The sequence below is a fragment of the Rubeoparvulum massiliense genome, assembly GCF_001049895.1.
Classification (GTDB): Bacteria; Bacillota; Bacilli; order Rubeoparvulales; family Rubeoparvulaceae; genus Rubeoparvulum; species Rubeoparvulum massiliense.
The window spans coordinates 695,558-720,624 of sequence record NZ_CVPE01000006.1; the positions used below are offsets into that span (position 1 = coordinate 695,558).

The 25,067-nt window shown below is 45.4% G+C and carries 26 protein-coding genes; 3 read left to right on the forward strand and 23 right to left on the reverse strand.

The genetic code is table 11. From position 1 onward, the window contains the following. Positions 1–4: 4 nt before the first annotated feature. From BN1691_RS11135 to gcvT, 11 genes are all read right to left on the reverse strand, one after another. Positions 5–622, reverse strand: coding sequence for a hypothetical protein (locus tag BN1691_RS11135; RefSeq protein ID WP_147545852.1), 618 nt, complete (start codon positions 620–622; stop codon positions 5–7). Further along, the gene (locus BN1691_RS11140; RefSeq protein WP_048602282.1) at positions 615–971 is read right to left on the reverse strand and encodes a hypothetical protein; all 357 of its coding nucleotides are present in this window, start codon (positions 969–971) and stop codon (positions 615–617) included. Before BN1691_RS11140 ends, BN1691_RS11135 begins: the two co-directional genes overlap by 8 nt. Positions 972–1,613: 642 nt before the next feature. Next, on the reverse strand, positions 1,614–2,903 hold the full coding sequence (locus BN1691_RS11145) for a ribonuclease H-like domain-containing protein (RefSeq protein WP_048602283.1): 1,290 nt from the start codon (positions 2,901–2,903) through the stop codon (positions 1,614–1,616). 6 nt (positions 2,904–2,909) lie between these two features. Next, positions 2,910–5,204: a DEAD/DEAH box helicase gene (locus tag BN1691_RS11150; protein ID WP_048602284.1), complete on the reverse strand. Its 2,295-nt coding sequence runs from the start codon at positions 5,202–5,204 to the stop codon at positions 2,910–2,912. A 188-nt stretch (positions 5,205–5,392) separates the two neighbouring features. Continuing rightward, complete coding sequence (locus BN1691_RS11155) at positions 5,393–5,875, reverse strand: DsrE/DsrF/DrsH-like family protein (RefSeq protein WP_048602285.1); 483 nt, start codon at positions 5,873–5,875, stop codon at positions 5,393–5,395. A 71-nt stretch (positions 5,876–5,946) separates the two neighbouring features. Next, on the reverse strand, positions 5,947–6,723 hold the full coding sequence (locus BN1691_RS11160; protein WP_048602286.1) for a sulfite exporter TauE/SafE family protein: 777 nt from the start codon (positions 6,721–6,723) through the stop codon (positions 5,947–5,949). 55 nt (positions 6,724–6,778) lie between these two features. Then, positions 6,779–7,924: an MBL fold metallo-hydrolase gene (locus BN1691_RS11165; protein WP_048602287.1), complete on the reverse strand. Its 1,146-nt coding sequence runs from the start codon at positions 7,922–7,924 to the stop codon at positions 6,779–6,781. Positions 7,925–7,955: 31 nt separating this feature from the next. Next, positions 7,956–8,525, reverse strand: a complete 570-nt coding sequence (locus BN1691_RS11170) for a sulfurtransferase TusA family protein (RefSeq protein ID WP_048602288.1) — start codon at positions 8,523–8,525, stop codon at positions 7,956–7,958. 360 nt (positions 8,526–8,885) lie between these two features. Next, complete coding sequence (gene gcvPB / locus BN1691_RS11175; RefSeq protein WP_048602289.1) at positions 8,886–10,349, reverse strand: aminomethyl-transferring glycine dehydrogenase subunit GcvPB; 1,464 nt, start codon at positions 10,347–10,349, stop codon at positions 8,886–8,888. Next, entirely contained in the window at positions 10,342–11,694 is a 1,353-nt protein-coding gene (gene gcvPA / locus BN1691_RS11180; protein ID WP_048602290.1) for an aminomethyl-transferring glycine dehydrogenase subunit GcvPA, read from the reverse strand. The genes gcvPB and gcvPA overlap by 8 nt, the downstream gene beginning before the upstream one ends. Positions 11,695–11,719: 25 nt before the next feature. Further along, on the reverse strand, positions 11,720–12,823 hold the full coding sequence (gene gcvT, locus BN1691_RS11185; protein ID WP_048602291.1) for a glycine cleavage system aminomethyltransferase GcvT: 1,104 nt from the start codon (positions 12,821–12,823) through the stop codon (positions 11,720–11,722). A 218-nt stretch (positions 12,824–13,041) separates the two neighbouring features. Between gcvT and BN1691_RS11190 the strand changes: the two genes are divergently transcribed. The 3 genes from BN1691_RS11190 (at position 13,042) to BN1691_RS11200 (ending at position 16,670) form a co-directional block, all read left to right on the forward strand. Beyond that, entirely contained in the window at positions 13,042–14,718 is a 1,677-nt protein-coding gene (locus BN1691_RS11190; RefSeq protein WP_390621649.1) for a DEAD/DEAH box helicase, read from the forward strand. 61 nt (positions 14,719–14,779) lie between these two features. Then, positions 14,780–15,622: a YqhG family protein gene (locus BN1691_RS11195; protein WP_048602293.1), complete on the forward strand. Its 843-nt coding sequence runs from the start codon at positions 14,780–14,782 to the stop codon at positions 15,620–15,622. 82 nt (positions 15,623–15,704) lie between these two features. Beyond that, positions 15,705–16,670, forward strand: a complete 966-nt coding sequence (locus BN1691_RS11200) for a hypothetical protein (protein ID WP_048602294.1) — start codon at positions 15,705–15,707, stop codon at positions 16,668–16,670. An 18-nt stretch (positions 16,671–16,688) separates the two neighbouring features. Here BN1691_RS11200 and BN1691_RS11205 read toward each other — a convergent pair whose 3' ends face one another. The 12 genes from BN1691_RS11205 to BN1691_RS11260 all read right to left on the reverse strand — a co-directional run bounded on the left by BN1691_RS11205 (position 16,689) and on the right by BN1691_RS11260 (position 25,002). Continuing rightward, positions 16,689–16,901, reverse strand: a complete 213-nt coding sequence (locus BN1691_RS11205) for a YqzE family protein (protein ID WP_048602295.1) — start codon at positions 16,899–16,901, stop codon at positions 16,689–16,691. A gap of 60 nt (positions 16,902–16,961) precedes the next feature. Further along, complete coding sequence (locus BN1691_RS11210) at positions 16,962–17,513, reverse strand: shikimate kinase (RefSeq protein WP_076850221.1); 552 nt, start codon at positions 17,511–17,513, stop codon at positions 16,962–16,964. 19 nt (positions 17,514–17,532) lie between these two features. After that, positions 17,533–17,967 (reverse strand): hypothetical protein, encoded by a 435-nt coding sequence (locus tag BN1691_RS11215; RefSeq protein WP_048602297.1) that lies wholly within the window; start codon positions 17,965–17,967, stop codon positions 17,533–17,535. Continuing rightward, positions 17,964–18,446: a hypothetical protein gene (locus BN1691_RS11220; protein WP_147545855.1), complete on the reverse strand. Its 483-nt coding sequence runs from the start codon at positions 18,444–18,446 to the stop codon at positions 17,964–17,966. The genes BN1691_RS11215 and BN1691_RS11220 overlap by 4 nt, the downstream gene beginning before the upstream one ends. Further along, entirely contained in the window at positions 18,391–18,795 is a 405-nt protein-coding gene (locus BN1691_RS11225) for a hypothetical protein (RefSeq protein WP_048602299.1), read from the reverse strand. Before BN1691_RS11225 ends, BN1691_RS11220 begins: the two co-directional genes overlap by 56 nt. A gap of 118 nt (positions 18,796–18,913) precedes the next feature. Continuing rightward, entirely contained in the window at positions 18,914–19,393 is a 480-nt protein-coding gene (locus BN1691_RS11230) for a prepilin-type N-terminal cleavage/methylation domain-containing protein (protein WP_147545858.1), read from the reverse strand. Then, positions 19,380–19,811, reverse strand: a complete 432-nt coding sequence (locus tag BN1691_RS11235) for a prepilin-type N-terminal cleavage/methylation domain-containing protein (RefSeq protein WP_048602301.1) — start codon at positions 19,809–19,811, stop codon at positions 19,380–19,382. The genes BN1691_RS11230 and BN1691_RS11235 overlap by 14 nt, the downstream gene beginning before the upstream one ends. Positions 19,812–19,862: 51 nt before the next feature. Next, positions 19,863–20,930, reverse strand: coding sequence for a type II secretion system F family protein (locus BN1691_RS11240; RefSeq protein ID WP_048602302.1), 1,068 nt, complete (start codon positions 20,928–20,930; stop codon positions 19,863–19,865). Between the two features lie 2 nt (positions 20,931–20,932). Continuing rightward, the gene (locus tag BN1691_RS11245; RefSeq protein ID WP_048602303.1) at positions 20,933–22,024 is read right to left on the reverse strand and encodes a GspE/PulE family protein; all 1,092 of its coding nucleotides are present in this window, start codon (positions 22,022–22,024) and stop codon (positions 20,933–20,935) included. 243 nt (positions 22,025–22,267) lie between these two features. Continuing rightward, the gene (locus BN1691_RS11250; protein ID WP_082147135.1) at positions 22,268–22,948 is read right to left on the reverse strand and encodes a zinc metallopeptidase; all 681 of its coding nucleotides are present in this window, start codon (positions 22,946–22,948) and stop codon (positions 22,268–22,270) included. 58 nt (positions 22,949–23,006) lie between these two features. Beyond that, positions 23,007–24,398: an RsmB/NOP family class I SAM-dependent RNA methyltransferase gene (locus BN1691_RS11255; protein ID WP_231638399.1), complete on the reverse strand. Its 1,392-nt coding sequence runs from the start codon at positions 24,396–24,398 to the stop codon at positions 23,007–23,009. After that, complete coding sequence (locus tag BN1691_RS11260) at positions 24,361–25,002, reverse strand: DUF1405 domain-containing protein (RefSeq protein WP_053083756.1); 642 nt, start codon at positions 25,000–25,002, stop codon at positions 24,361–24,363. Before BN1691_RS11260 ends, BN1691_RS11255 begins: the two co-directional genes overlap by 38 nt. Positions 25,003–25,067: the final 65 nt, after the last annotated feature.

A 25,067-nucleotide genomic window follows, 5' to 3' on the forward strand; every position in this document is an offset into this window, starting at 1 on the left:
CTCCTCAGATCAGATCCATTTGATTGAAACGCCTGTTTCCTATGAAGACGATAATAAGTAACCCAATGAGCAAAAAGCTTAGTGAATCGATGAGATGGAATCCGACAATATGATAGTTCAACTCCAAGACCATGGGAGTAAGAGCAATCGGATCATGCCATGCATACAAGGTATGTACAAAGGGGAGCCAAAGTAACAATCCTTCCAGCATCGGAAGCCATTCAATCAACAGTCCCGCCAATAATACTGAACATAGCTGGAAAACTGTCACAATGACGAACCCATGAAATAGATCCATGAATAGTGAAAGTACATACATACCCCATAAGAGAAGAGTCAACATCAATACCTGGAAGAAATAGATCCATAGAATCACCACGATACTATTTCCATCTTCCACAGGTGCCCAGCCCATCATCAAGCCCCCAAAAATTACAACAATCCATTGAATCCCAAGATAGATGGACACATGGAGCAATCCCTGCCTTAAATGGCGATATCTTGTACATCGCCAGCATACATATACATATTGGTGAAGTACCAGCTGTTGAACAGGGCAAAGAGTATGGCGCCAATGATAAGAGGTCATATTTTTTTCAACCGATTCTCCATGATTATTCACCCCAGCGAATATCCATTGCTCTGAAATATCTTTTCCCCAGCCACCATAGAAGCATGATCAATATTAGTAGAAAGATCAAAATTGCCACGGATTGAAGTTGTAGCATCATCAGATGGTATATTAGAACCAGTAAAAAACAGCCTAATAATTGAGATAACCATCCTTGCAACATGAATAGAAGGAAGAAAAGATCGATCTCCTTCCCATAACCAGTGAAGATAATGAGCAGCAGTACAAGGAGATGAAAAGAAAGAGTGAGCGTAACAAGATAGAAGCCTGAACCTCTTAGTTGAAAGCTCCATAGTTGCTCGGGTGTCATGCGTACAACAATCTGAATCCGATTGGCCATCCGCGTAAGCTTACTTATATTCAAGATGACTAAGGGGGTTATAAAAAATAGAAAAAGCGGATATAGAATGATCCTTATAGACAGACGACAGACCCCTCCACTTTATGAATAAAAGACTACTTAATAACAAAAATACAAGCCAAGCGCCCAGCACCCAAATGCTACCTGTATTTCCCATCAATAAATTGGTTAACTTATGGCGAAATCCTCCGAGGACATCCAATGCAATATCCACTACCAAATATCCAAGAAAAACACCACCCAAGAGGATAAAACGTCCCTGATTGAATACGAAGTAGAGAGAATAGATAAACAGTGCTAAGAGTGCCCCAGTGATAGCGATTAAGAAAGAATAGATCAACTGGTAGAGCAAGGGATGTTGAAGCTACCAATGGAAAATAGTAATAATAGGAGAAAAGAGAATAGGAATTCGTTTCTTTGAACGTAGTGCCTTAGTTCTATCAAGACCATTCTTTTCATGTCTCTCTCTTCTCCTCTGTATATTATTATCAAGTATTTTCTATATACAAACACTTTTAACAAACATAATCAAATATATGGAATTACTACTAGTTTTAGATAATTAGAACCCCCTCTTCCACTGAAAAGGGGGTTCTCTTACCATTCCATTCATTTCTCTACTTATTTCCTTGCATGGGTTCCCATCTTTTTTTCTAATCGTACCAAGCGTTTAATTAACTCTTCCTCTTGACGGACAGTTCGTGCTGTGGTAAGTGTTTGCTTCAATCTGCTGAGACCATCCCAGGTATAGGTGAAGGCACTGCCATAATCATTCTGCTGATGCTCATAATACTTGGCCAGTTCTACATAGGGCTCCAAGGTGAAAGGCCGATTCTCGTCGAGACATTCCTGCCATAGGGTAACCGCATTGGGCCAGTCAGCATTTCTCTTATAAAATCGAGCGAGGGTTAATCGGTGTGCCACCCAATCCTCAGCATTGTCTACTGTTAAAGAATGAGTATAATAGCGCTCGGCTTGCTGATTTTTCTTCCGATCCTCATGGATTCTCCCCAATGCCACCGACTCATACGGTGTTGGTAAGACATATGAACCAGCCCCCATCTCGTCGTGAGAGTTGGACTCCATTTGCAGTAGGGTATAGAGATGGTGGAACAAGGTGACAAGGGAAAGGATATCCCATTCATTATGCTGAAAGACTGGGAAAAGACCCGTACTATCTCCTTCATTGACAAACTTGAAGTAGCGCTCCGGTACCTCTCGTCCTGGAACATCATCATGACGTATGACACCTAACTTATCCTCTTCAATCTGCGCTAAAGAGCAGTTGTCCAGCTCCTTACGCCAGAGACGGCGTGCCATATAGAGGAGATCCAGCTGACGAGGCTGCTCTGTTAGATGAATACGTTGATAGAGCAGCCGGGTCTGCAGTAGATTCCAATCGAAGGCTTTTCCATTAAAGGAGGTAACAACGGGAAAGGCTTGCAGTCGCTCCACGAATGCGGTGAGAAAGGCATGCTCCCCCTCCCAATGAGGCAGGAACCATTGCTCGAACCGAAAGCCCTCCGCTGTAAAATAGCCGAAGCCTAGGAGAAAGATGAGCGTACCACTTCCTTGGGATAAGCCTGTGGTTTCTGTATCAAAGAAGAGCAACTGCTGAAGCCATGGTTTCTTCTCATCCACCACTTTGGGAAGAAACGGATAGATTGTAGCAATCTGCTGTAAATCGATGTCATAGGCTTGTGCCAGCTGCATCTTTCCATGCTGTGTATTCAAGGGATATAGATAAGAACGCCCTACAAAGCTGCCATCCTCTCCCTGGAAAAGCTGAAACTTTGCAGACGTGAACTCTGTCCCAAGCTTCAGCTCCTCCCGCTGTGTATTTCCTTGTTTATGGGAAGGAGATGATGAGGGCTTTGGGACCATGCGTTGTAATCGTTCACGCAAATTCAACACCCATCATCCTTCCACCAAGCGTTTTAATAAATGAAGGGCATCACCTTTACCTGTCAAGCCTGTTTCTTCAACAGGCCCTGTACAGGATGGGCAACCCTGGGAACAACCACAATCCTTAATCAACTGGATGGCATGCTGTAATAAGGCATGTTCTACCTGAAAAAGGTGCTCGCTTAAGCCCACACCACCGGGATAGCGATCGTAGAAAAAGATTGTGGGCAGTCCCGAATGAACGGCTTTTACCTGTGCTACCACACGGATATCCATGGGATCAGACATCACGTAGAGAGGGGCAATACTTTGTAAGAGATGGGCCACCCCCACCAGTGCCTGACGTAAGCGATCCTCAGACCACCCCAGTTCTTGCAGCTCCTCTGCCTTGAGAGCAATCCAATAGGAAGAGGTATGTATCTCCTGTTCTGGGAGATGGATGGGGCCAGAGCCGATATTCTCATGGGTATTAAATTTGATCTTTTTGAAGATGGTGGCCATGGCATTAACCGTCACATCACCATAATGACTGGCGTGAAAGGTATGATCCTGCCCGGTGAACTCTTCCAATACCTTCAGCTGAACAGCAAGATTGGCATCGGTGTAATAATCCACATCCACCTGGCGAACATAGGCCTTCTTCTCTTCATAATCTAGCTTCTCCACTTGATATTGCACACCTTCATGGAGGTAGATGGCCTCCTCATGTACTAAGGTGAGGGCACTAAAACGATCCACCTCGCCCAGAACCTTGGTCTGCCCCGTGATGGTGATGTCAATAATCACTACATTCTCCTGGGCAGTGCTACGAAGGCTAATATTATGGGCTGGAAATGAGGAGTTGGACCAATAGTAGCGGGCGCCTGAATGATGAAGAATTCCTTCTTCTACTAAAAATTGTGCAACTTCATCCACAGGTAGCGTACCAAAGGATTCCCCTTCTTCAAAGGGGAGCTCATAGGCTGCACATTTTACATGATCGACGAGAATGATTAGATTGTCTGGATTGATCCGTGCCTGTTCAGGCGTCCCCTCTAGAAAGAAATCGGGGTGCTGAATCACAAATTGGTCCAAGGGATTGGAGCTGGCCACGAGAAAGACGATGGAGGTCTCCATGCGGCGGCCCGCCCTTCCTGCCTGCTGCCAGGTGCTGGCAATGGAACCAGGATAGCCGGTCAAGACACAGGCCTGTAGCTGACCAATATCGATCCCGAGCTCTAAGGCATTGGTGCTCACCACACCTTGAATCTCTCCTGATCGTAAGCCACGCTCAATTTCTCGGCGGAGCTTGGGCAGATAGCCGCCACGATAGCCCCGGATCCGCTTGCTTCCAAGTTCCTTACTGGTCAGTGCCTGAAGGTAAGTAAGGAGCAGCTCCACCTGTACACGACTACGGGCGAACACAATGGTTTGGATCTCATTTTTCAAGAGTAGGGCTGCTAATTGCTGTGCTTCCAACAGGCTACTTCTTCGAATCCCCAATGTAGGGTTCACTACTGGTGGATTATAGAAGACAAAATGCTTCTCCCCACGTGGTGCCCCATTATCATTGATGACTTGGACAGGTTCCTCGATTAAGCGTTCCACATGCTCCTGGGGATTGGCGATGGTGGCAGATGCGCAGATAATCTGGGGATCGGAGCCATAGTAGCGGGCGATCCTTTTTAAGCGACGCAGTACGTTGGCTACATGACTGCCAAAAACCCCACGATAGCTATGGACCTCATCGATCACAATATAATGAAGGTTTTCAAACATCTGAATCCACTTGGTATGATGGGGGAGGATGGCTGAATGGAGCATGTCGGGATTGGTGATAACGATATGCCCGCCCTTGCGAATCACCTGGCGAATATTGGGTGGTGTATCACCATCATAGGTATGAGTGCGAATATCCACACCCATCAGCTCGATCCAGGATTGTAATTCAGCTAATTGATCCTGGGCCAGCGCCTTGGTTGGAAAGAGATAGAGCGCCCTTGCATCAGGGTTCTTCAAGATCCCTTGCAAAACAGGCAGATTATAGCACATGGTCTTCCCTGAGGCGGTAGGGGTAACCGTTACCACATGCTTTCCTGCTAAGACTGCTGCAAAGGCTTGGGCCTGATGGGTATAGAGCTCATGGATTCCCCGTTCCTCCAGCGTTTTTCGGAGGAAGGGATGCAATTCATTGGGAAAAGGTACCGTGCGAGCAGGCTGTGCTGGTACGGTTAGCCAATGCGTCACTTGTTCCATTAACTCTGGGATCCCTTGAATTTTTGTAATCAATTCATCTAGATTTTCCGCTTTTCCTGTGAGACGATTCATGCCCACTCCCCCTGGGGGTCAGTCCCCCACTACACTATCGCTTTAACGCAATAATGTAGGTAGAGTTGATCCCATTACTTGAGAACAGTTATTCGTATCTTTTATTGTAGTGAATCTTCGCCATTTGATCAATAAAGGGGGTCAGTCCCCCATTGCTTTAACACACTACCGCAACGGGGAACTGACCCCTAGATAAATAGATTCACTTTGCCGTCTTCTGCATCTGCTAGATAAGCTGCTACACCTGCAAACTCTAAGCCATCGATTAGTTCCTCTTCACGAATCCCCATCACATCCATGGACATGGTGCATGCCACCATCTTGATCTCTAAATCTCTGGCCATCTCCATCAATTGATTCAATGAAGCGATCTGTTTCTTCTTCATGACTGCTTTCATCATCCTAGCTCCTAAACCACCATAATTCATCTTGGACAAGCCTAGCTTTTCTGGACCGCGGGGCATCATTTTTTCGAACATTTTTTCAATCCAGGTTTTCTTCAGCTTCACCTGCTCTGGCTTCCGTAATAGATTGAGTCCCCAAAAGGTGAAAAACATGGTCACCTCTTTCCCCATGGCAGCAGCACCTGTACCAATGATGAAGCTGGCAATGGCCTTATCGAGATCGCCACTAAAAACAACCAAGGTGGCCTTTTCGTTTGACGTATTCAATCATCATCTCCCCTTAATGGGGTCAGTCCCCCGCCGCGTTAGCGCGTTAAATTAACGGGGGACTGACCCCCCTATAGAATATCCCACCAAATCTTTATTGTGGTGGCGAGTATTAATGTAGCTAAGATGCCTTGTAATACGCTGGTTTTGGTGCGCTTGCTCGCCCAAGCTCCCAGTGGTGTTGCTAACACGCTGGCAATCACCATGATGACAGCAGGTAGAAAGAGCACCTGACCGGTAACAACCTTGCCAACGGTGGCTCCGATGGAGGAGAGAAAGGTGACTGCTAAGGATGTAGCAATGGTGACACGCATGGGAATTTTCAGTACAACCAGCATCACAGGAACTAAGAGAAAGGCACCACCTGCTCCAACCACCCCTGCTGCAGTTCCAATCATCAACGCTAATGTACTCGCTATCCCTTTAGAAAATTGCACTTGATCACCTGACTGATCCTCGCGCTCCTTACGCGGTAGCATCATCATAATGGCAGCCAGTGTAGCCATGATAGCATAGATGATATTGATCCCCCGCTCTGGCATAAATGTGGAGCCATACCCACCGATAAAGCTTCCAACGAGAATACTGATACCCATATAGATAATTAAACTGGTATTAAGATAACCACCCTTGCGATAGGCCCAGACACCAGTCAGCGCTGAAAAGAAGACCTGTATTGCGGTAATCCCTGCTACTTCGTGGGGTGTAAATGCTAGTAATCCCAGCATGGGAGGAATGTAGAGAAGCATGGGGTACTTAATAATGGCTCCACCAATACCTACCATTCCTGAGATAAATGAGCCGATAAATCCAATGAGAAAGATCGTTATAAAGAGTAAGGGTTCCATATGGTTTCTCCTTATATTATAGGGGGTCTGACCCCCTGTGCGTTAACGCGTTAAATTAGTGGGGGACTGACCCCCCTATAGCACAACGATTCGGGCCAATCTCCAGCTCAGCCAATCGCTCCTCATCCACATGCTCAAGAACACCACGATTAATGGACACAATCTCTGTAAAATTAGGTGGCTTTACATGACTAGCCGATTCCTCCACCCTCTCCAAGAACGTCTCCTTATCGGTATTGAACATCTCCTGATTCCGCTGACGAATGGATCCTAAAGCTGCGCCAATATAGCCCTGTTCATTCATCTCTTCCTGTAGATTGGCATAATGGGCTGGTAAAACTAAAACATCATCAGCGATCTCTGCAACCTTGGTATAGACGGTATCATAGAGCTGTTCTGCCCATTCCTGCACCTGACCTCCTAAATCGGGACGACCCAAGCCACTGATAAATATGGTATCCCCTGAGAAAAGCAGCTTCTGATTCAAGAAAAAGGAGACACTACCTGGGGTATGACCAGGGGTCTTTAAGGCGATCACTTCTAGCTCCGCCTGTTGAAACTGAATCTGCTCATGCTGCTCCAAAGGTTCAAATGGAAGAACAGCCCCTTCACTCTTCATCAGATAGTAGGTTGCGCCAGTAAGCTGGGCTAAGGCTGGACCGCCAGAGATATGGTCCGCATGAAGATGAGAATCTGCAATCCGCGTAATCTTCACATTAAGCCGCTCTGCTACATCCAGATAGAACTGTGTAAATCGAGAAGGGTCGATGATTAACATTTCGTCACCAGAGATAACGAGGTAAGATAAGCAGCCTTTTCCCACACGGATCACTTGATAAACCACCACATGGCCATCTTCATATACTTTCTTTTCATACAACTGCTCACTCCACTGCTTCATCCCACCTGCTAAATAGAAGAGATTTTTATAGCCAGCTTCTGTAAGCTGTTCTGCCACAAAGATTGAGCTGCCTTCCTTCGCACAGGCGACGAGGATGGGTCCGTCTTGCGGAAGCTTTCCTTCCAGCTGATCCACACCATCCAAAAGCTCAAAGTATGGAATATTGAGGGAAGTGAAATACTTTCCTTCAATTCGCCAATTCTCATATTCCTCACCATTGCGAACATCTAGAATAAAAAGTTGCTCACCATCGACCAACCGCTGTGTCACTTCCGCCGCTGTCATCGCATGAATACTCATCCATACCCCTCCTTCGATTCTTGAAAAAATCTTATAGCCTTTCTACAGGCCCTTGCCATTGGGACATTCCTGGAATTACATTCTTCACCTTGGTAATGCCCTTTTCTTGGAGAAGCTGACAAGCATAGTCGCTACGATTGCCTGTTCGGCAGATGAGATAATATTCTTCATCCTTGGAAAATTGATTTAGATTATCTTCTAATTGGTGATAAGGAATTAAAAAGGCACCCGGAATATGGCCAAAAGCAAACTCCGCAGGCTCACGGACATCGATGATCTTGATGTTTGCGTTTTCATTGAGCTTCTGTAGAAGTTCATCATTATGAATTACTTGGGTGAACGTTGTCTCTTCCTTACGTTCATTGAGATTTGCCTTGCGAAGATAATGTTTTAACACACCATCCTCATCTAAACTCCCGAGATAATGGTGACCTGTGGTCTTAGCAAAACCTTGAATATCTGCCAATGATCCTCGGTCAGTTGCTTGCACCTCTAATACCTGGCCTGCTTCCAACCCTTCCAATGCTTTTTTCGTCTTTACAATTGGCATTGGACATGATAAACCCTTGGCATCCACAATCTGATCCACAACAATGCTCATCCCAATATTCCTCCATTTCTAATATACCCATAGGGGTAATCGTGTTAATTTGGATTATATTCGCTCACTTTCCAAATGTCAACTATTATAGATTATGGCTATTCATGTAATTTGAACCTTCTTTTCCTATCTGAAGAACTGCACCTTCTTCATTGGTTAGGAACATTTACCTAGATCATGAGCTTCGTCACAGCAGGGTTGGAGATGAGGGTTAACGACCACATGTGAACAATAAAAAAAGCAGGAGAATAATATATTCTCCTGCCTAACGATGAGTTGATCAAAGAGCTGACTGTTCTATGGATCCGTAAATCAATCCATTCAATCATCAATTTAACTTTCTATAAGACTGAACTCCTATTAACCCCTTTGGTAACGCACGATGGGCTTCCGAGCAGCGGTCACTTCATCTAAGCGACCCACCACCGTACTATGGGGAGCTTCACGAACCATATCAGGGTTCTCTTCTGCTTCTTTCGCAATTTGGATCAATGTATCAACGAAGCGATCCAAGGTCTCTTTATCCTCAGTATCTGTGGGCTCAATCATCAAGGCCTCTTCCACAATAAGTGGGAAATAGACTGTTGGTGGATGATAGCCAAAATCAAGGAGACGCTTCGCAATATCCAATGTACGTACTCCTAGTTTCTTCTGCTGATGACCAGAGATAACAAACTCATGCTTACATGGACGATCATAAGGAAGATCGTAATAGCCTTGAAGTCTTCTCATCATATAGTTGGCATTGAGGATGGCATCCTCAGAAACCTGACGTAAACCCTTCGGTCCCATGGTCCGAATATAGGCGTAGGCACGAACGAGAATCCCAAAGTTCCCGTAGTAGGCTTTCACCCGTCCAATGGATAAGGGTAGATCCTCTTCTAAACCATAGGTACCATCTTCACGCTGGATAATTCTTGGTTTTGGTAAGAAAGGTACAAGAAACTCCTTTACACCAACGGGACCTGCACCAGGACCGCCACCACCATGAGGTGTACTAAAGGTCTTATGTAAATTCAAATGGACCACATCAAAGCCCATATCGCCTGGACGTGTAAGACCTAAAATGGCATTGGCATTGGCTCCATCATAGTAAACCAAGCCACCTGCTTCATGAATCACCTGGGCGATCTCCACAATATCCTCTTCAAATAGTCCTAGGGTATTAGGATTGGTGAGCATAAGGGCGGCAGTCTCCGGACCTACGACACCGCGTAAAGCCTCGACGTCAACAAGTCCACGTTCATCCGATGGAACCGTAACGATCTCATAGCCTGCCACATTGGCTGAAGCAGGGTTGGTTCCATGGGCGGAGTCCGGAACGATCACCTTCGTTCGTTGTGCCCCTTCTCCGCGATGCTCATGATAAGCACGGATCAGCATCAAGCCCGTCCATTCACCTTGAGCACCTGCAGCAGGCTGTAATGTAACCTGATCCATGCCTGTAATCTCCGCTAAATCCTCTTGCAATTGATGAAGAAGAGCAAGGGCACCCTGTACACTTTCCTCTGGTTGATAGGGATGGATCTGCGCAAAGCCAGCGAGACGAGCGACATCTTCATTCACCTTGGGATTATATTTCATCGTACAGGAACCGAGGGGATAGAAACCAGAATCCACGCCATGATTCCGTTGAGATAGTTCAGTATAATGGCGAATCAGCTGTAATTCGGAGACTTCTGGGAGCTCTGCAGGCTCTTCCCGCAATGTTGCAGCAGGAATTACCTCCGTCACACAAACCTCTGGAACATCACACTCAGGTAAGCTATAGGCAACACGACCTGTTTTACTCATTTCAAAAATGAGGGCTTTCTCCTTACGCATCTTCTAATCCCCCCAATACTTGAACTAGTTGGTCGATCTCTGCTTTCGTCCGTTTCTCCGTAACACAGATCAGCATATGCTGTTCCAATTCAGGATAGGTTCTTCCTAAATCATAGCCACCGATGATTCCAGCTTCTAAGAGGCGCTGATTCACCGTGCGCACTGGTACATTGAGTCGGATAACAAACTCATTAAAGAATGGAGATGAAAAGACTAATTGAATCCCTGGTACCTGCTTTAGCTGTTCCGATGCATAATGGGATTTATGAAGATTCAGGAGGGCCATCTCCTGTGCTCCCTGCTTACCCAATGCTGTCATGGCCACAGCAGCAGCCAACGCATTAAGCGCCTGATTGGAGCAAATGTTGGATGTTGCCTTCTCCCGACGAATATGCTGTTCTCTTGCTTGCAAGGTTAGAACAAACCCACGATTGCCAGCATCATCAGTGGTCTGCCCTACGATCCGACCCGGCATTTTCCGCATTAACTTGCTGGTGGTAGCGAAATAACCACAGCTAGGTCCACCGAAAGCAGGAGCGATTCCAAAGGGCTGAGCATCGCCAATAACCACATCGGCACCAAGTTTACCTGGTGCTTCTAATAAAGCAAGAGCAAGGGGATTGGCACTTACGATCAAATTGGCCTGATGAGCATGAACAAGCTCGGCAATCTGCGCCAAATCTTCAATGGATCCGAAGAAGTTGGGATATTGAATGATTACACCAGCTGTCTCTTCATCGAGAGCAGCTTCTAGTGCTGCTAAGTCGGTGATTCCTTCCTTCCAGCCGATCTCCGCAATCTCCAAGTTTTGCCCCTTTCCATAGGTAGCGAGCACTTCCCTTGATTCAGGATGGACAGCGCGGGAGACTAGGATACGACTCCGCTTAGAATGATGAGCTACCATCACCGCTGCTTCTGCTAGCGCAGTTGCTCCATCATACATGGAGGAGTTGGCCACTTCCATACCTGTAAGTTCACAGATCATGGATTGGTATTCAAAAATAGCCTGCAGTTCACCCTGACTAATCTCCGGTTGATAAGGAGTATAAGCAGTAGCAAACTCAGAGCGACCTGTAATATGAGAAACCACACTGGGTATGTAATGATCATAAATACCTGCTCCTAGGAAGGAACTCATCTCGTCTAAAGAACGATTGGTAGTAGATAGCTTACTCATATGACGAATAAGCTCCACTTCTGACATGGCAGGCTCCAACGCTAACTCCCGTTGAAGACGTACATCAGCTGGAATATCGGCCAATAAAGGCTCAATGGAATCTAATCCTAGTACCGCTAGCATCTCTTTCCGATCTTGACCGGTCATGGGTAGATAACGGAATTGCATGGTATCACTCCTTTTTCATAGTTCCTTAGTCTCGAGGGCGACGATAGAATGGCGTAGCAACAACCTTAGCAGCAACGCGCTTGTTCCGAATCTCTACATCCACAGAGGTATCCAACTCCGTATATGCTGTTTCGATGAGAGCTAAGCCCACATTTTTACCTAATGTAGGTGATTGTGTACCTGTGGTCACAACACCGATCTCTTGATCTCCACGAAAGACAGGATAGCCATGGCGAGGAATACCACGTCCTATCATCTCGATTCCTACCACTTTGCGTTTCAAGCCTTCTTCTTTAGTGCGCTTTAATGTGTCCTGACCGATGAAGGGAATCTCTTTATTCAGTTTGACTGCGAAGCCGAGGCCTGCCTCCAATGGGTTGATCTCCTCGCTTAATTCCTGCCCATAAAGGGGGAGCTTTGCTTCGAAGCGAAGTGTATCGCGTGCGCCTAAGCCGCAGGGGATCACATTTTCTGCTTTACCAGCTTCAAGAATGTCATTCCATAGCTGTATAGCATCCTCAGGCTTACAGTAAATTTCCATTCCATCCTCGCCTGTATAGCCTGTACGTGATAGCATCACTTCGGCACCAGCTAGCTGAAGATGATTACGGAAGGAGAAGGGTGCGATTTCTTCTAGGGTTTCAGCTGTCAAATTCTGCAATACTTGTAGAGCCTTTGGCCCTTGCAAGGCAAGGAGTGCATATTGAGATGAGAGATTTTCTAGTTTTACATCCCCTTCTACATGTTCCTCGAGCCATGCGTAGTCTTTCGCAGTATTGGAGGCATTCACCACGAGTAAATATTCATTTTCCTCCAATTGATAGACCAATAGATCATCTACAGTTCCACCATGGGGATAGCAGAGTAAAGCATACATGGTGTGTTCTTTTTTAAGACGAGCTAAATCATTGGTTAACATCTTTTGTAAAAATTGATAGGCATCTGATCCGGAGACAAGAATCTCTCCCATGTGCGAAACATCAAACAGTCCTGCGCGGGTACGCACTGCTTCATGCTCCTCTTTAATCCCTGAAAACTGCACAGGTAACTCCCAACCACCAAAGTCTGTTAGCTTGGCACCCCAGTCTGCGTAAACGGGAAAGAGTGGGGTTCGCTTTAGCTCATCCATTGCTCCACGCATCCTTTCTTCCATAAAAAATCAGAGATAAGGATCACTTATCTCATTGAGGCATGGATAGTCTCTCCAGCCATCTTCATTCGCACCATGCATTTATAAAAGTGTTCCATATCGTTCATACTATGCATGAACTGTTCTATATCATCCTATCATGTTTTGGTAATATTGAAAACAATTTTCGCCACATTCATTTTGCTGGAAAGGAGGCTATTATGGATCTTCCTATTACTATCTCCCACGAGCTTATTCGTTCCTTCAAACGTCGTCTACAAACAGATGGACCCTGGGATTCCTGGGAGCGGATGCAGCTTAGTCATCAGGTGGCACTCCATACGCTGATCGATGATTTTGATCAGCTCCAATCCCTTAAGTACCTTAGTAAGGTTGAACCACTTCCTCATCAAGTAGAAGCAGCCTATCGTGTAGTTCACGAAATGAACGGACGGGCCATCCTAGCCGATGAAGTAGGATTGGGTAAAACCATCGAAGCTGCCTTGATTATGAAGGAATATCTCATTCGTGGTCTTGCCAAGAAGATTCTAATCTTAACTCCATCCTCTCTGGTTACACAATGGACAGCTGAATTAAATCAAAAGTTTGATATTCCTGCCGTTGCCCAGAAGAAAGCGTATATGTGGAAGCAATATGATATCCTCGTCGCCTCTTTAGATACAGCAAAGCGAGAGCCTCATCGCTCCCATGTATTAGAGCAAGAGTATGATCTCATCATCATTGATGAAGCTCACAAGCTGAAGAATAAAAAGACGAATAATTGGCAGTTCGCCAATCAACTGAAGAAGAAGTATTGTCTGCTGCTCACGGCCACACCTATTCAGAACGAGCTCCATGAGATTTATAATCTCGTTACACTCCTAAAGCCTGGGCATTTGGGAGGAGAACGTTCCTTTCAGGCTCAATATAAGGATGGTAAAAGAAAGGCGAAAAACACTAGCATCCTACAACATGAGGTGGGCAAGGTGATGATCCGCAATCGTCGCAAAGAAGAACAGAATAATGAGGTACAACGAATCGTGACCAATATTCCTTGCAAGTTTAGCCCCATTGAACAAGCAGTATATGAACGACTTGAGGATCTTCTTCAGCACTATCGTGAGCTGACAGAAACTCAGGTGCCAAGTCTACCGCTCCTGATTCTACAGCGGGAGTTTTGTTCCAGTAAGGAAGCTGCATTTTCTACCTTGATCAACTATTACAATCAAGCACCAGCTTCTTCAACATTTCGTAGCGAACTGGAGCAAGTTGCCCAAGAGTTGCAACAGATCACCATGCATGCAAAAGCAATGAAGATGGTCGAGCTGGTTCGTGAGATGAATGATAAGGTGATTATCTTTACTGAATATCGCGCCACTCAGAATATGCTCCAAAAGATCCTATATGACCACGGAATTCGCTCCGTCCCCTTCCGTGGCGGCTTTCGGCGAAACAAGAAGGATTGGATGCGTCAGCTCTTCGAGAATCATGCACAGGTCCTCATCGCAACAGAAGCAGGTGGCGAAGGGATCAATCTGCAATTCTGCAATCAGATGATCAATTATGACCTCCCTTGGAACCCGATGCGGGTAGAACAGCGAATCGGGCGGATCCATCGCGTGGGGCAAACCCGAGATGTCCAAATCTACAATTTATATATGGAACAAACTGTAGAGGAAGATATTTTACAATTACTATATGAAAAAATACACCTTTTCGAAAGCGTCATTGGACAGCTCGATGATATTTTAGAGCGTCTCAAGCTAAACCATTCACTAGAGGAGGAGATTGAGGCGATCTTCCATCAGTCAGATCAGGCTGGTGAACGGCGCTTAAAGCTCTTTAATCTACAAGAGGCGATTCGTGTTACATCACAATTAATCAGCAATCCCTAATAAGCAAGGTAGTTCTCGGAAGGTTGGACTCAGAATATTGCAGAGAAAAAGGAAGGGTACTATGACCAAGCAGGAGCTCCATCAGTTTTTATCACGTTACTTTTCCTTATTCCAATGCCAGCTTCAATCTCAATCTTCTGGCCATGTGGAGGTTCAATTATGTGAAGAGATCGATAAGGATCTCTTTCATCGTCCCTTTTACTGGAGCTATATTGAATCTATTCAAGGAACACCGCAGACACATCGCTTGACACTTGTCACCGATGAGGAGCAAACACCAGCAGGTGTAGAGGGCGACCGAATCTCCATCGGTTCTCCCCTGCTGTATCGAATCTTTCGTTCATGTCAGCGACGTGGACAGATGACACGTCTGTATGAGGAATGGGTACCTGAACAACCTTCACCGCTTACACCATGGTTAGGGATTAATGGAAAGGTTCTCTACAAGTGTGATCGCACGAAAGAAACGTATTTCTCTCTTGGCTGTAATGGTTTAACTGGCGAAGTGATGGACTCATTCTGCTCACTGCTACAAAAGCGTGCGCTCCAAATGAGTATGCCACCTTTTCACTATCTGCTCCGTCCCATCTTCGGGTTCGAGTCCAGCCTCCTCCGCATGCAGGAGCTGCTCCTTCATCAGATTAAAACAGAACCAAAAGAGTGGGCAGATCGAGCCTTACAACGATTTCACCACGAAAAAGAACAGCTAGAAGCCTATTACGAGGATTTGATTACCATGGCTGAGGATGAGGAGGAAGAAAAGAACCTCGTCATGGAATGGGAGCAACGTATCAATGAATTGCACTGGCAATACCAGCCGGAGATTCAGATCATCCCCATGCAGATTGGGATTTACTATCTTCAAGATTATCCAAGAAATATCGAGAATTCCCGTCAAAACTAGCTATGACTAGTTGACAGAAAAGAACAGACATTGCAACGAAGGCTAGATAAAATGGAAGCAGCATTTGGAAAGGAGTATGCCAATGGATAGTAAGTGGACCCATCAGTTCTGGAACAGAGTACTCCAAGGATTTATCGTTGGCACGATGCTACTCATGTTGATGGTCACCTCTCTTTATACGGAAGCAGGTGGAGAGCGATTAGTTGAAGAGATTGAGCGCTGGCGCACCGAAATCCAAAGAGATCCGGCATTTACCAGCTGGGAGCATGCCAAGTGGGAAAAGGTAGCCATGGGCCCCAATACCCACCAGTGGCTCATCACATTATCGCTAGACAACAAGATCGTGGGATATATGGTCATCGGGATAAAACAGAGTGTTCTCCTGAAAGAGGAAGACCACCCTTGGGTCCTATTAGAATATGGATTGGGAGAATATCCTCTCTTCTCACATCAGCTCCTTCCAAAAGGGTTACAGCGTAAAGATGGACAGATCACTTATGCATACCATGGTTTAGAATCCCTCTTCCTACTTCAGCTTAGTGATCAGAAAAAAGGGAAAAAGGAACGAGGTACTGATAAGAAACAAGCAACCATCTACTATCTCAATGGAAAAAGTGGTGAGGAGTACCCTGTAGAATGGTTCAAGCGTAGTAGTTCTTTCCGTTATACGCAGCCCACTTCACAATTGACTTCCACCACACATCTTCAGGAGTGGTATGCCATACAAGGAACAGAGAGTGACCCCTTCTTCACAGATCCTTACTATTCCATCTACTGGTCTGTGGAAAGTGATCGGGTTGCACTAAATAGTGCCGATCAGATTAAAGCTCTTCTACAAGAAGCGGGTACACCACGGATAACCTACGTAACACAGCTCTTTAATAAAAAACTCCTAGCACCCTATCGCGTGAGTGGTTATCATCATTGGTCCACCGGCGAGACCTTTATTGCCTTAGAAGATGAAGGCAAACGCTATCTTTCATACGCTTACCTTCTACAATTAGGGGGCTCCTTCTATATGGAAAGAGACCAGCCTGATCTCCAATGAAATCTTGCTGGTCTCTATTCAGCCTTCTTCAGGCTCTTGCTCATCGATGATGGGTGCTTTTTGTTTCTTTACGCGAATTAGATATAGGCTGGTAGGAATCTGACCAAACCAACGGAGTTGCCAAGGTTCCTTTGCTGCTTTTACTTCTTTCCGTAGCTTCTTCGGGTTCTCCATGTAGCGAACCAATTGTTCTGTTACGTAGCGTAATAAATCTTGAGAAGCGATGAGCATCATCCCCCCTCTTCAGGATCATCTACCCTCTAGGATGGCTCAATCACCCTCAACCTATACCTAGCCTTCTTCTGTTGTGGAGGAGTCGAAAACGACATTCAGGCGAATCAACTGTACGATTTCCTCGACCACTTCTTCCTTAGATCGTCCTTCATTCACAATCTGCCATGGTGCCCAGCGATAATAAGGTTGCCGTTCTCTCCATATTGCTTCAACACGCTCATAGGAGACTTGTCCTGTTGCATCGAGGAGGAGGGGGCGACTTCGATCCTTACACAGTCGCTGGAAGATGGCTGCTGGGGAAGTGATAAGATTGAAGACCCAGCTAGTTCGCTGGAGCAGCAGACGATTAGCTTCTTGGAGAACCACACCCCCACCGGTAGCAATGATTGTATCTGCTTGCTCTAAGGATTTTTGGAGGATGGAGCGTTCCAGTTGACGAAAGTAGGGCTCCCCCTGCTCGGCGAAAATCTGAGGAATACTCATGCTCGTTTCCAGGACAATGCGCTGATCCAGATCGATAAACTCTCTCCCACAGAGCAGCGCTACCTGTTTGCCAATGCTGCTTTTCCCACTACCCATAAAACCAATGAGAACAACTGGCTTCTTCATTAGCTGCTTCGCCTCCATCTTATCTATTCCCTTCGAACATGCCCGTCTCATACTCCCTCCATATTATCATATCCTTCGTAGGGAGCGTAAAACAGCTTTCCACCAATTGCCGTCTACTTCCACCTCCACTGGCTACTGCACGAAAACAGATCATCTCCTCATCAGAATAGAACATCACCAATTTGGCTTCTCGGCCATTGATCTCTTGAATGATAGGCTGCTCAATGGCTTCTTCAAAAAAGATGTGCTGCTCAGCCCAGGCGATCATCCCTTCTGTTGCATAGCGATCACGTATGCCCTCCCATTGAAGCTGTAGCATCCCTTGGTACTCACCGAGCATCGTCAGCGTATGCAAGGCAAGGATGGATAAAAAGAGGAGAATGAAAAGAAAAAGTGGAAAGGCAACGCCAGCTTCATTGGATAGGTAATATTTAATCCCACAACTTCGCTTCAATACTTAGCCATCTCCCCCTTCACCTTACGTAATTCCACCGTGAAGTAATGTGAAACCGTCACCCCTCCACGTTCAAGAAGCAGGTGAATTTGCACAAGCTCTCCTTCGATGCTGACATGCATATTCGAGGTGTAATAAGAAAGTACCGAGTGACCTTGCCAATTGATACGCTTACGTAGCATTTTTAGTAAGCCACTCCCACCATAATGATTGGTATACCTCTCCACTTGAACACAACGTTCTTCACTCTCACATACCTGAAATCCATTAGTAATTAACGAGACTGAATCTGCTCTACGGATTAGTTCACCAAGGTACCAGGAAAGATAGACAGCGTCCCGTTGTAGATAATGATGGATCTCCATCTCCTGAAGCTGGTGATGCCAGCTCATTACATAGGGGAATATATAAAGCATCAGCATGCTAAGGAATAGCATGGCGAAGACCAGCTGTAGCAAGATGGAGCCCCGCTCCCCCATCATGCTCTTCCAACGGTGGTGGGAGAAAAATGAATGTCTGCAAATCATAAGCTTCTCGCTCTCCTTCGATTGCCACTTCTAGGCGATAGAGACCGTTACCTACTGAATAAACCTTCCGTTTATGGTACCAACGTTCACTGGTTCCAAACTCCTCAAACCACCCTTCTTCTTCTCCATCCCAGACATCAGTATGAAAATCATGGCGAGCCTCTTCTAGCAGACTATTTATCCTCGCTAGCAGCAGCGATTCTTCTCGCTGGCGATAATGAATCTGTGCAACCTCTTGATAGATCATGCTATACTCCACCACAATCCAGCTAAGAAGCCAGATGACCATCAGCACTTCCAAAGTAAAAAATCCTCCCTCGCGATGAGTACTAAGCCCTCTCATGATCCTTCTCGTTTTCCATCTCATGACCTGTCTAACTCCCTACTTAGTTACCTGCCTTATTATCTGTACCATCACCCTAGACACAACCTTTTTTATAGCGAGCTTTGCCTGTATCCAGTGTAAAGACAAAGCTATGATGAATTCCCTTCTTCGTTGCGATACATATGGTCCCTCCACGGGAAGCAGTCCCCCTCTGGGAAAAGCGGATGATATTATTTCCTGGATAGGAATCTAGACGAACAAAACGGATCAGTTTCGGGTAGGTAACTGAACGGATCACCCCATCCTTCCAGCTATAAATGAAGTAGCGTTCCTCTAGAAAAGCAATATCAAAGAATCCTCGTTCACTCAAGGCAATTAGGGGCAAGGTCTGGAGATCCTCTTCCAGTTCCGCTAAAAAGCGCTTGAGTAGCCAATCCTCATAGGGTTCCTTCACCCATGGAATCAAGACCATGAGTAACACAGCAAGAATCTGCATAGCAACAAGAACCTCTAGTAACGAAGAGCCTTGTTCAGCTTGGGCTTCTTCATGGAACCAGCGATTACGGTGTTCCACCACCAGCCCCACCCACCTCAGGGCAACGCACTGTGGCTTCACCTTTATCTGGTGTCAATTCAATGATGAAAGCAAATTGATCACCTGTGAAGCTTCCATCATCGCGAAGGTAACCATTTGCTAAGAGCCATTGGATGAGTTCTACCACCTTCTCCGGTACCAACACCCCACTCTCTAGCTTAATAGGCTCTGGAAATTCTCCATGTTCAAAATGGTACTGCAACAATTGCATCTCTAATGTTTTTGCACTAGCCTGACATACCTTTTCCTTCGCCCCTGCTGTTGCCTTTTGAAAATCAGGCAAAGCTACTGCCACAATAATCCCAATGATAAGTAATACGATCAGCATCTCAATCAATGTAAAGCCACGTTGAGCATCCTTCAGTTTTTTAGACCATTTAATCGGATTAAAACTCATTGCTTAAACATCCTTTCCATTTGATTTTTTAATTCCTTGCATATGCTTCTTTTACAAGCGTTGAAGAAAGCCAAACATTGGTTGAAAAAGCAGCGAAAACATGATGAGAATGACGGCTCCCAATAAGAGGAAGAGCACAGGCTGCAGCCACTGCAATCTTCTTTCCCAGTTTTTTCGTTGTTGTACTTGGAGCAAGTGACCATAGCGATGCAATTGATCTCCTACACCACCTCCCTCCTCAGCAATAGCCACAACAACTGCACACTCATCTGTGATAAAAGCACAGTGCTCTAAAGTTTCCGTCAAACGCTTCCCCTGCAAAAGCTGCTCCTCGATCTGTTGAAGGATCGGGATTGTCCAACGATTCGGGGTGCTCAAGATCATTTCGCGAATCGCTTGTAAAATCGGAATACCTGCTTGTAAGAGGATGGAGAGAGCGCGAGTAAAGAAGAGGGTAAATCGACTTTGAAAGAAGGAATGAAGGGGAAACCAAGAGGAGTTCATCCAGCGCGTAAACCAGAGCTGGTCTCGTCGTATAAGCCAACCAAAGAGGAGAACGAACAGGAATGAGGATAGTAGTAGATAAATCCAACCGTTTGAGGATAGCCACTCTGTCCATTGCAGAATCGACTGAACGAGGGGAGGAAGTGGAACATGAAATGAAGCATAAAAAGAGGAAAGCCGGGGAAGTAGAATTAGAAGAAAGAAGAGAAAAGTAAGGAGAATAAATGTCAATAGAATGAGAGGATAACGCAGTAATTGGCGCCTTTCCTCCTTCATTTGGATCCGTTCCTGATAGTATTTTTCGATGGTCTGAAAAGCTTGGGCATAATCACCATGCATCTCGGCCATCCGCAAGCAGAAGAGGAAAAAGGAAGGTAAACCTAGCTGTTGAAAGGCCTCAGATAGACTATGTCCTTGCTGAAGGTGATGGCGCAAACTGGTGAGACGTTTCTTCATACTTCTACTTTCCCGCTTGAGCATCGAATCCAAAGCCGTTAATAGTGGAAGACCTGCAGTTAAAAGAAATGAAAAATGACTTGCGATTCGAAGTAGCTGCTCATCCTGCCATTTTATGCTTGAACGAGGTATAAGTAATGAAAATCGCCTTATTTTCATCCCTATTCTCCAGCCAGCTGAAGTGGTAAGACTAACTGCTCAACAGCATCACTGTGATCCGGAAGAAGATTGGCAACATCATCAAGACTGAGAAAATCAGAATTTTGTCCTAACCATTGATGTAGTCGGTGATATAAGGCATCATTCACCATATAATCAAATAGCTCAGGTTTCACTTCTAAGACTTCGAAGATGGCCCTTCTTCCATTGACACCTGTTCCTTTACAGTGGGGACATTCTGGTGAAGTGTGATGACGACAGGGGATGGGCTGTAAGCGTTGCGCAATGATCCCAATACATGCATTACTGATTAAAGCAGGCGATATGCCTAATTCACGTAAGCGCATCAATGCACCAATGGTACTAGAGGTATGCATCGTTGATAATACAAGGTGACCTGTTAACGAAGCACGGATGACCATATGTGCTGTGGCTTCATCTCGGATCTCTCCCACTACAATTACATCAGGATCTTGTCGTAACAGAGCACGCAGTCCTTCTGCATAGGAAAAACCATGTCGTGTTTCCATCACTACTTGGTGAATACCCGCCACAGGATATTCAACAGGGTCTTCTAGGGAGATGATATTCTTTCGTTCTTGTAATAAAGGTTGAAGTAAAGTATAAATGGTGGTGGTCTTACCACTGCCAGTGGGTCCAGTAATAAGAATTAATCCGTGAGAGGCATGGAGAAACCGTTCTACCATCTGTTCCTGCACTGGTAACATGCCCAGTTGCTGAAGAGAATCAAACTGTTTCTGTGTACCATGAAGGCGTAGAACAAGACGTTCTCCGTGTAAAGTAGGTAATGAGGAGGTACGGCACTCGATGGTACCTAGTGCGTTAACTGTACTCGTAAAGCGACCATCCTGGGGTCTTCGGCGTTCACCAATATCCATATCTGATTGAAGTTTCAGATAGGTGATCAGCTTATCCTTATATTCTAAAGGTAATTCCTGATACATCATCAATTGCCCTGCGATCCGAAAACGAATATCCAGCGATGTTGGCGTGGGGTCAAAATGAATATCACTGGCAAACCATGCAGCTGCTTCTTGGATGCACCGCTCCACTACATGCTCCATGGACCACATCGTCGTTTACTCCCCTCTCTTTGAACTATCATCACCTTCACCTCCAAAATATTTGTTTTTTTATATGAGCCTAGTGATGTACAATTTCTATTCGTCACATTGTATCTTTTTCCTCCATAATTTACTTATTTTACTAAAATTATTTTTCGACATGAGTTTTATTATAAAAGTCGAGATGAGGAATCTACAGCTTCCTCATCTCGACTTTGTTTTTGTGAGTTAATGAACCATCCCATTGAAAATTTACTCTTCACGATTAGTAAAAATCAGGATTAATCTGAGCAATTCTAGAACAGCGGTTAATGCGGCAGCTACATAGGTTAAAGCAGCAGCAGTTAAGACGTTGCGTGCACCATCCTGTTCGCGACCTCCAGTTACAATGCCGAGCTGTTGAATCTGCGTAAGGGCACGAGAGCTTGCATTAAATTCTACCGGTAGAGTAACCGCTTGAAAGATAACAGTCACCAGAAAGAAAATGATTCCCAACAAAAGAAAAGTGTTGCTAAAGAAGAAACCGAGGAGAATCAAAGGGAACGCTGCCTGTGAGGCAATATTCACCACTGGGAAAATCGCATGACGGAAACGGAGAAATGCATAGCCTTGTGCATCTTGCATAGCATGACCACATTCATGGGCAGATACGGCGATGGCTGCCAATGAATTCCCGTAGTAATTCTCTTCTGATAAACGCACTTTCTTCGCAATGGGATCATAGTGGTCGGTTAACCGTCCCTGGGTCACTTCCACATCTACATTATAGACACCATTGGATTGCAGAATCTGCCGGGCTACATCTACACCGCGCATGCCACTGGTGCTACCGATTTTTGAATACTTCCCATAGGCACTCTGTACTTTAAACTGGGCATAGAGTGACAGAAGAATGGCTGGAATAATTAAGATCATGGTTGCGTCGAAAATCATTAATGCTTCACCTTATCCTTTCAATCATGTTAGATTAATTCCTACATATTCCTAAATATTATAAACCCATGGTTCGTAAACCTTTGGGATAATGGTTTTTTACTTGCTGCTGGCTTTCCTTCCCCCAACCGATGGGATATCCATCCACTGTGATGAGAATCCATCCACGATTTCCTTCCCCAGCTAGGGTTTCACCTCGCAGATACTGTCTAAGCTCCAGAGCATCCTGAGGATAATGAAGACAATGACCTCCTTCACTAGTACTTGATGCAAGGGCAAGGGCATGTGCAGGCTGAAAATATTTTTCCTTCTGCTGTCCCAAGTAGAGCCCTGCGCGTAAAACATGTAAGCCAGAAAAATTAGGCATCTCCTTTGGTAACCAATAAAGATGCTCCTTTAATTGAAAATAGTCACCAGCATTCTCTGACCAAGGATGGTGAAATACCTCCTGGTAAAAGCGACGAAATTGCTCTACATTTTGTTTTCCCACCTTTTTCTTTGAGCATTCAAAGCGGGCCTCTTCATCTTCTATCTTTTGCATCTTCGCCACAAAATGACCTTCACCACGAAGACGGTGGGGCCAAAGATGAAGCGTTTTTTCAATCTCAGACCAGCCTGATTCGGTCCACGCTGTTCTTCCACCCTCCATACCATGTACGTGCTGAAGTTGAAGAAGTTTCATCTGAGAATATCCTTGTAGAAAGGCTTCAATCTGCCGCTCATTCTCCTCTGGTGCAAAGGTACAGGTGGAGTAAACAAGAATCCCCCCTGGTCGTAGCATTGTATAGGCTTGACGAAGAAGGTCAGCTTGGATAGGAACAAGCTGCCTGATCTTATCCTCGCTCCAGGTGGTAATCGCCTCTTCATCCTTACGAAACATCCCCTCACCAGAACAAGGTGCGTCGATGAGAATCCGATCGAAATACGCAGGAAAATGCTGAGCTAAACGTTCTGCTGTTTCGTTGGTAATCAGTACATTACGTAAGCCGAAACGCTCCACATTTTCCACCAAGGCTTTAGCTCGCTTTGCATTATATTCATTGGAGACGAGAACACCTTGATTGCTCATTATGGATGCCAGGTGGGTGCTCTTTCCTCCAGGAGCTGCACATAAATCTAGCACTTTCTCCCCTGGCTGAGGATCCACAAGCTCTGCCACAGCCATCGCACTGGGCTCTTGGATATAGTATAGTCCAGCATGGTGAAAAGGATGTTTGCCAGGCTGGAGGCTAGGCCCGTAATAATAACCTAGAGATGTCCAAGGAACCGGTGTAATTAAATCACCAAAATACTCCTCTAGCTGCCTGCCTGTCATTTTCAACGGATTGATCCGTAAACCCGTTACCGGGGACTCCTGAAGAGCATTCAATAGCTCCTCCCTCTCCATAGAGCCGTACAGCTTGTCTAATCGTTTATGATAGTCCTGAGGTAATTGCATTCTCGCCATCATTCCTTCGCTTCATCAAGTACCAAAATAAGATAAGACTTACTAAACTTAAACAGACGGTAAAGATCCCTAGCAGGTGATCATATACCTCTAATTCCTTCACCACTGCTGGATGGATATTCAGAAGATAATCTAACAGATCATTGGAAAGCGTCCAAATCGCTACAGCCACTAAATGATGTGATTTAAAGATATAGTAACGGGCATAGAGCACCGCTTCTAAGGCCATTCCAGCATGAGAGAACATGAGCATATATTGCACAGGGACAATGGTGGAACCTAGTTGTCCACCCCAAAGAATGGCGGCAATTGCCCAGATTCCATATTTAAAGGATGTAACTGCAGCAAAGGCCTCAACATAACCATTACGCTTACCCACTAAAAAACTAAAAAGCACGAGAGTAAAGGCGGTACTGGCTGTTGGTGAATCAGGGACAAAGATTCTTAACCAGGTAGGTTCCGTAGACTGTAGCTGACCGTCATACCAAATGAAGCCGTAGATACTACCTAGAAAATTAATGATAAACAATAAGATAAGAATGGGTCGGCTCACAAGGATAATCTGAAACCATTCCCATAGTCCTGTTAAGGGTGCTTCCCTTTTCACATAATCTCCTCCGTTTAAGCGTCTCTGATATATAAGAATTATTATAACGAAAAGATTCCATAAAA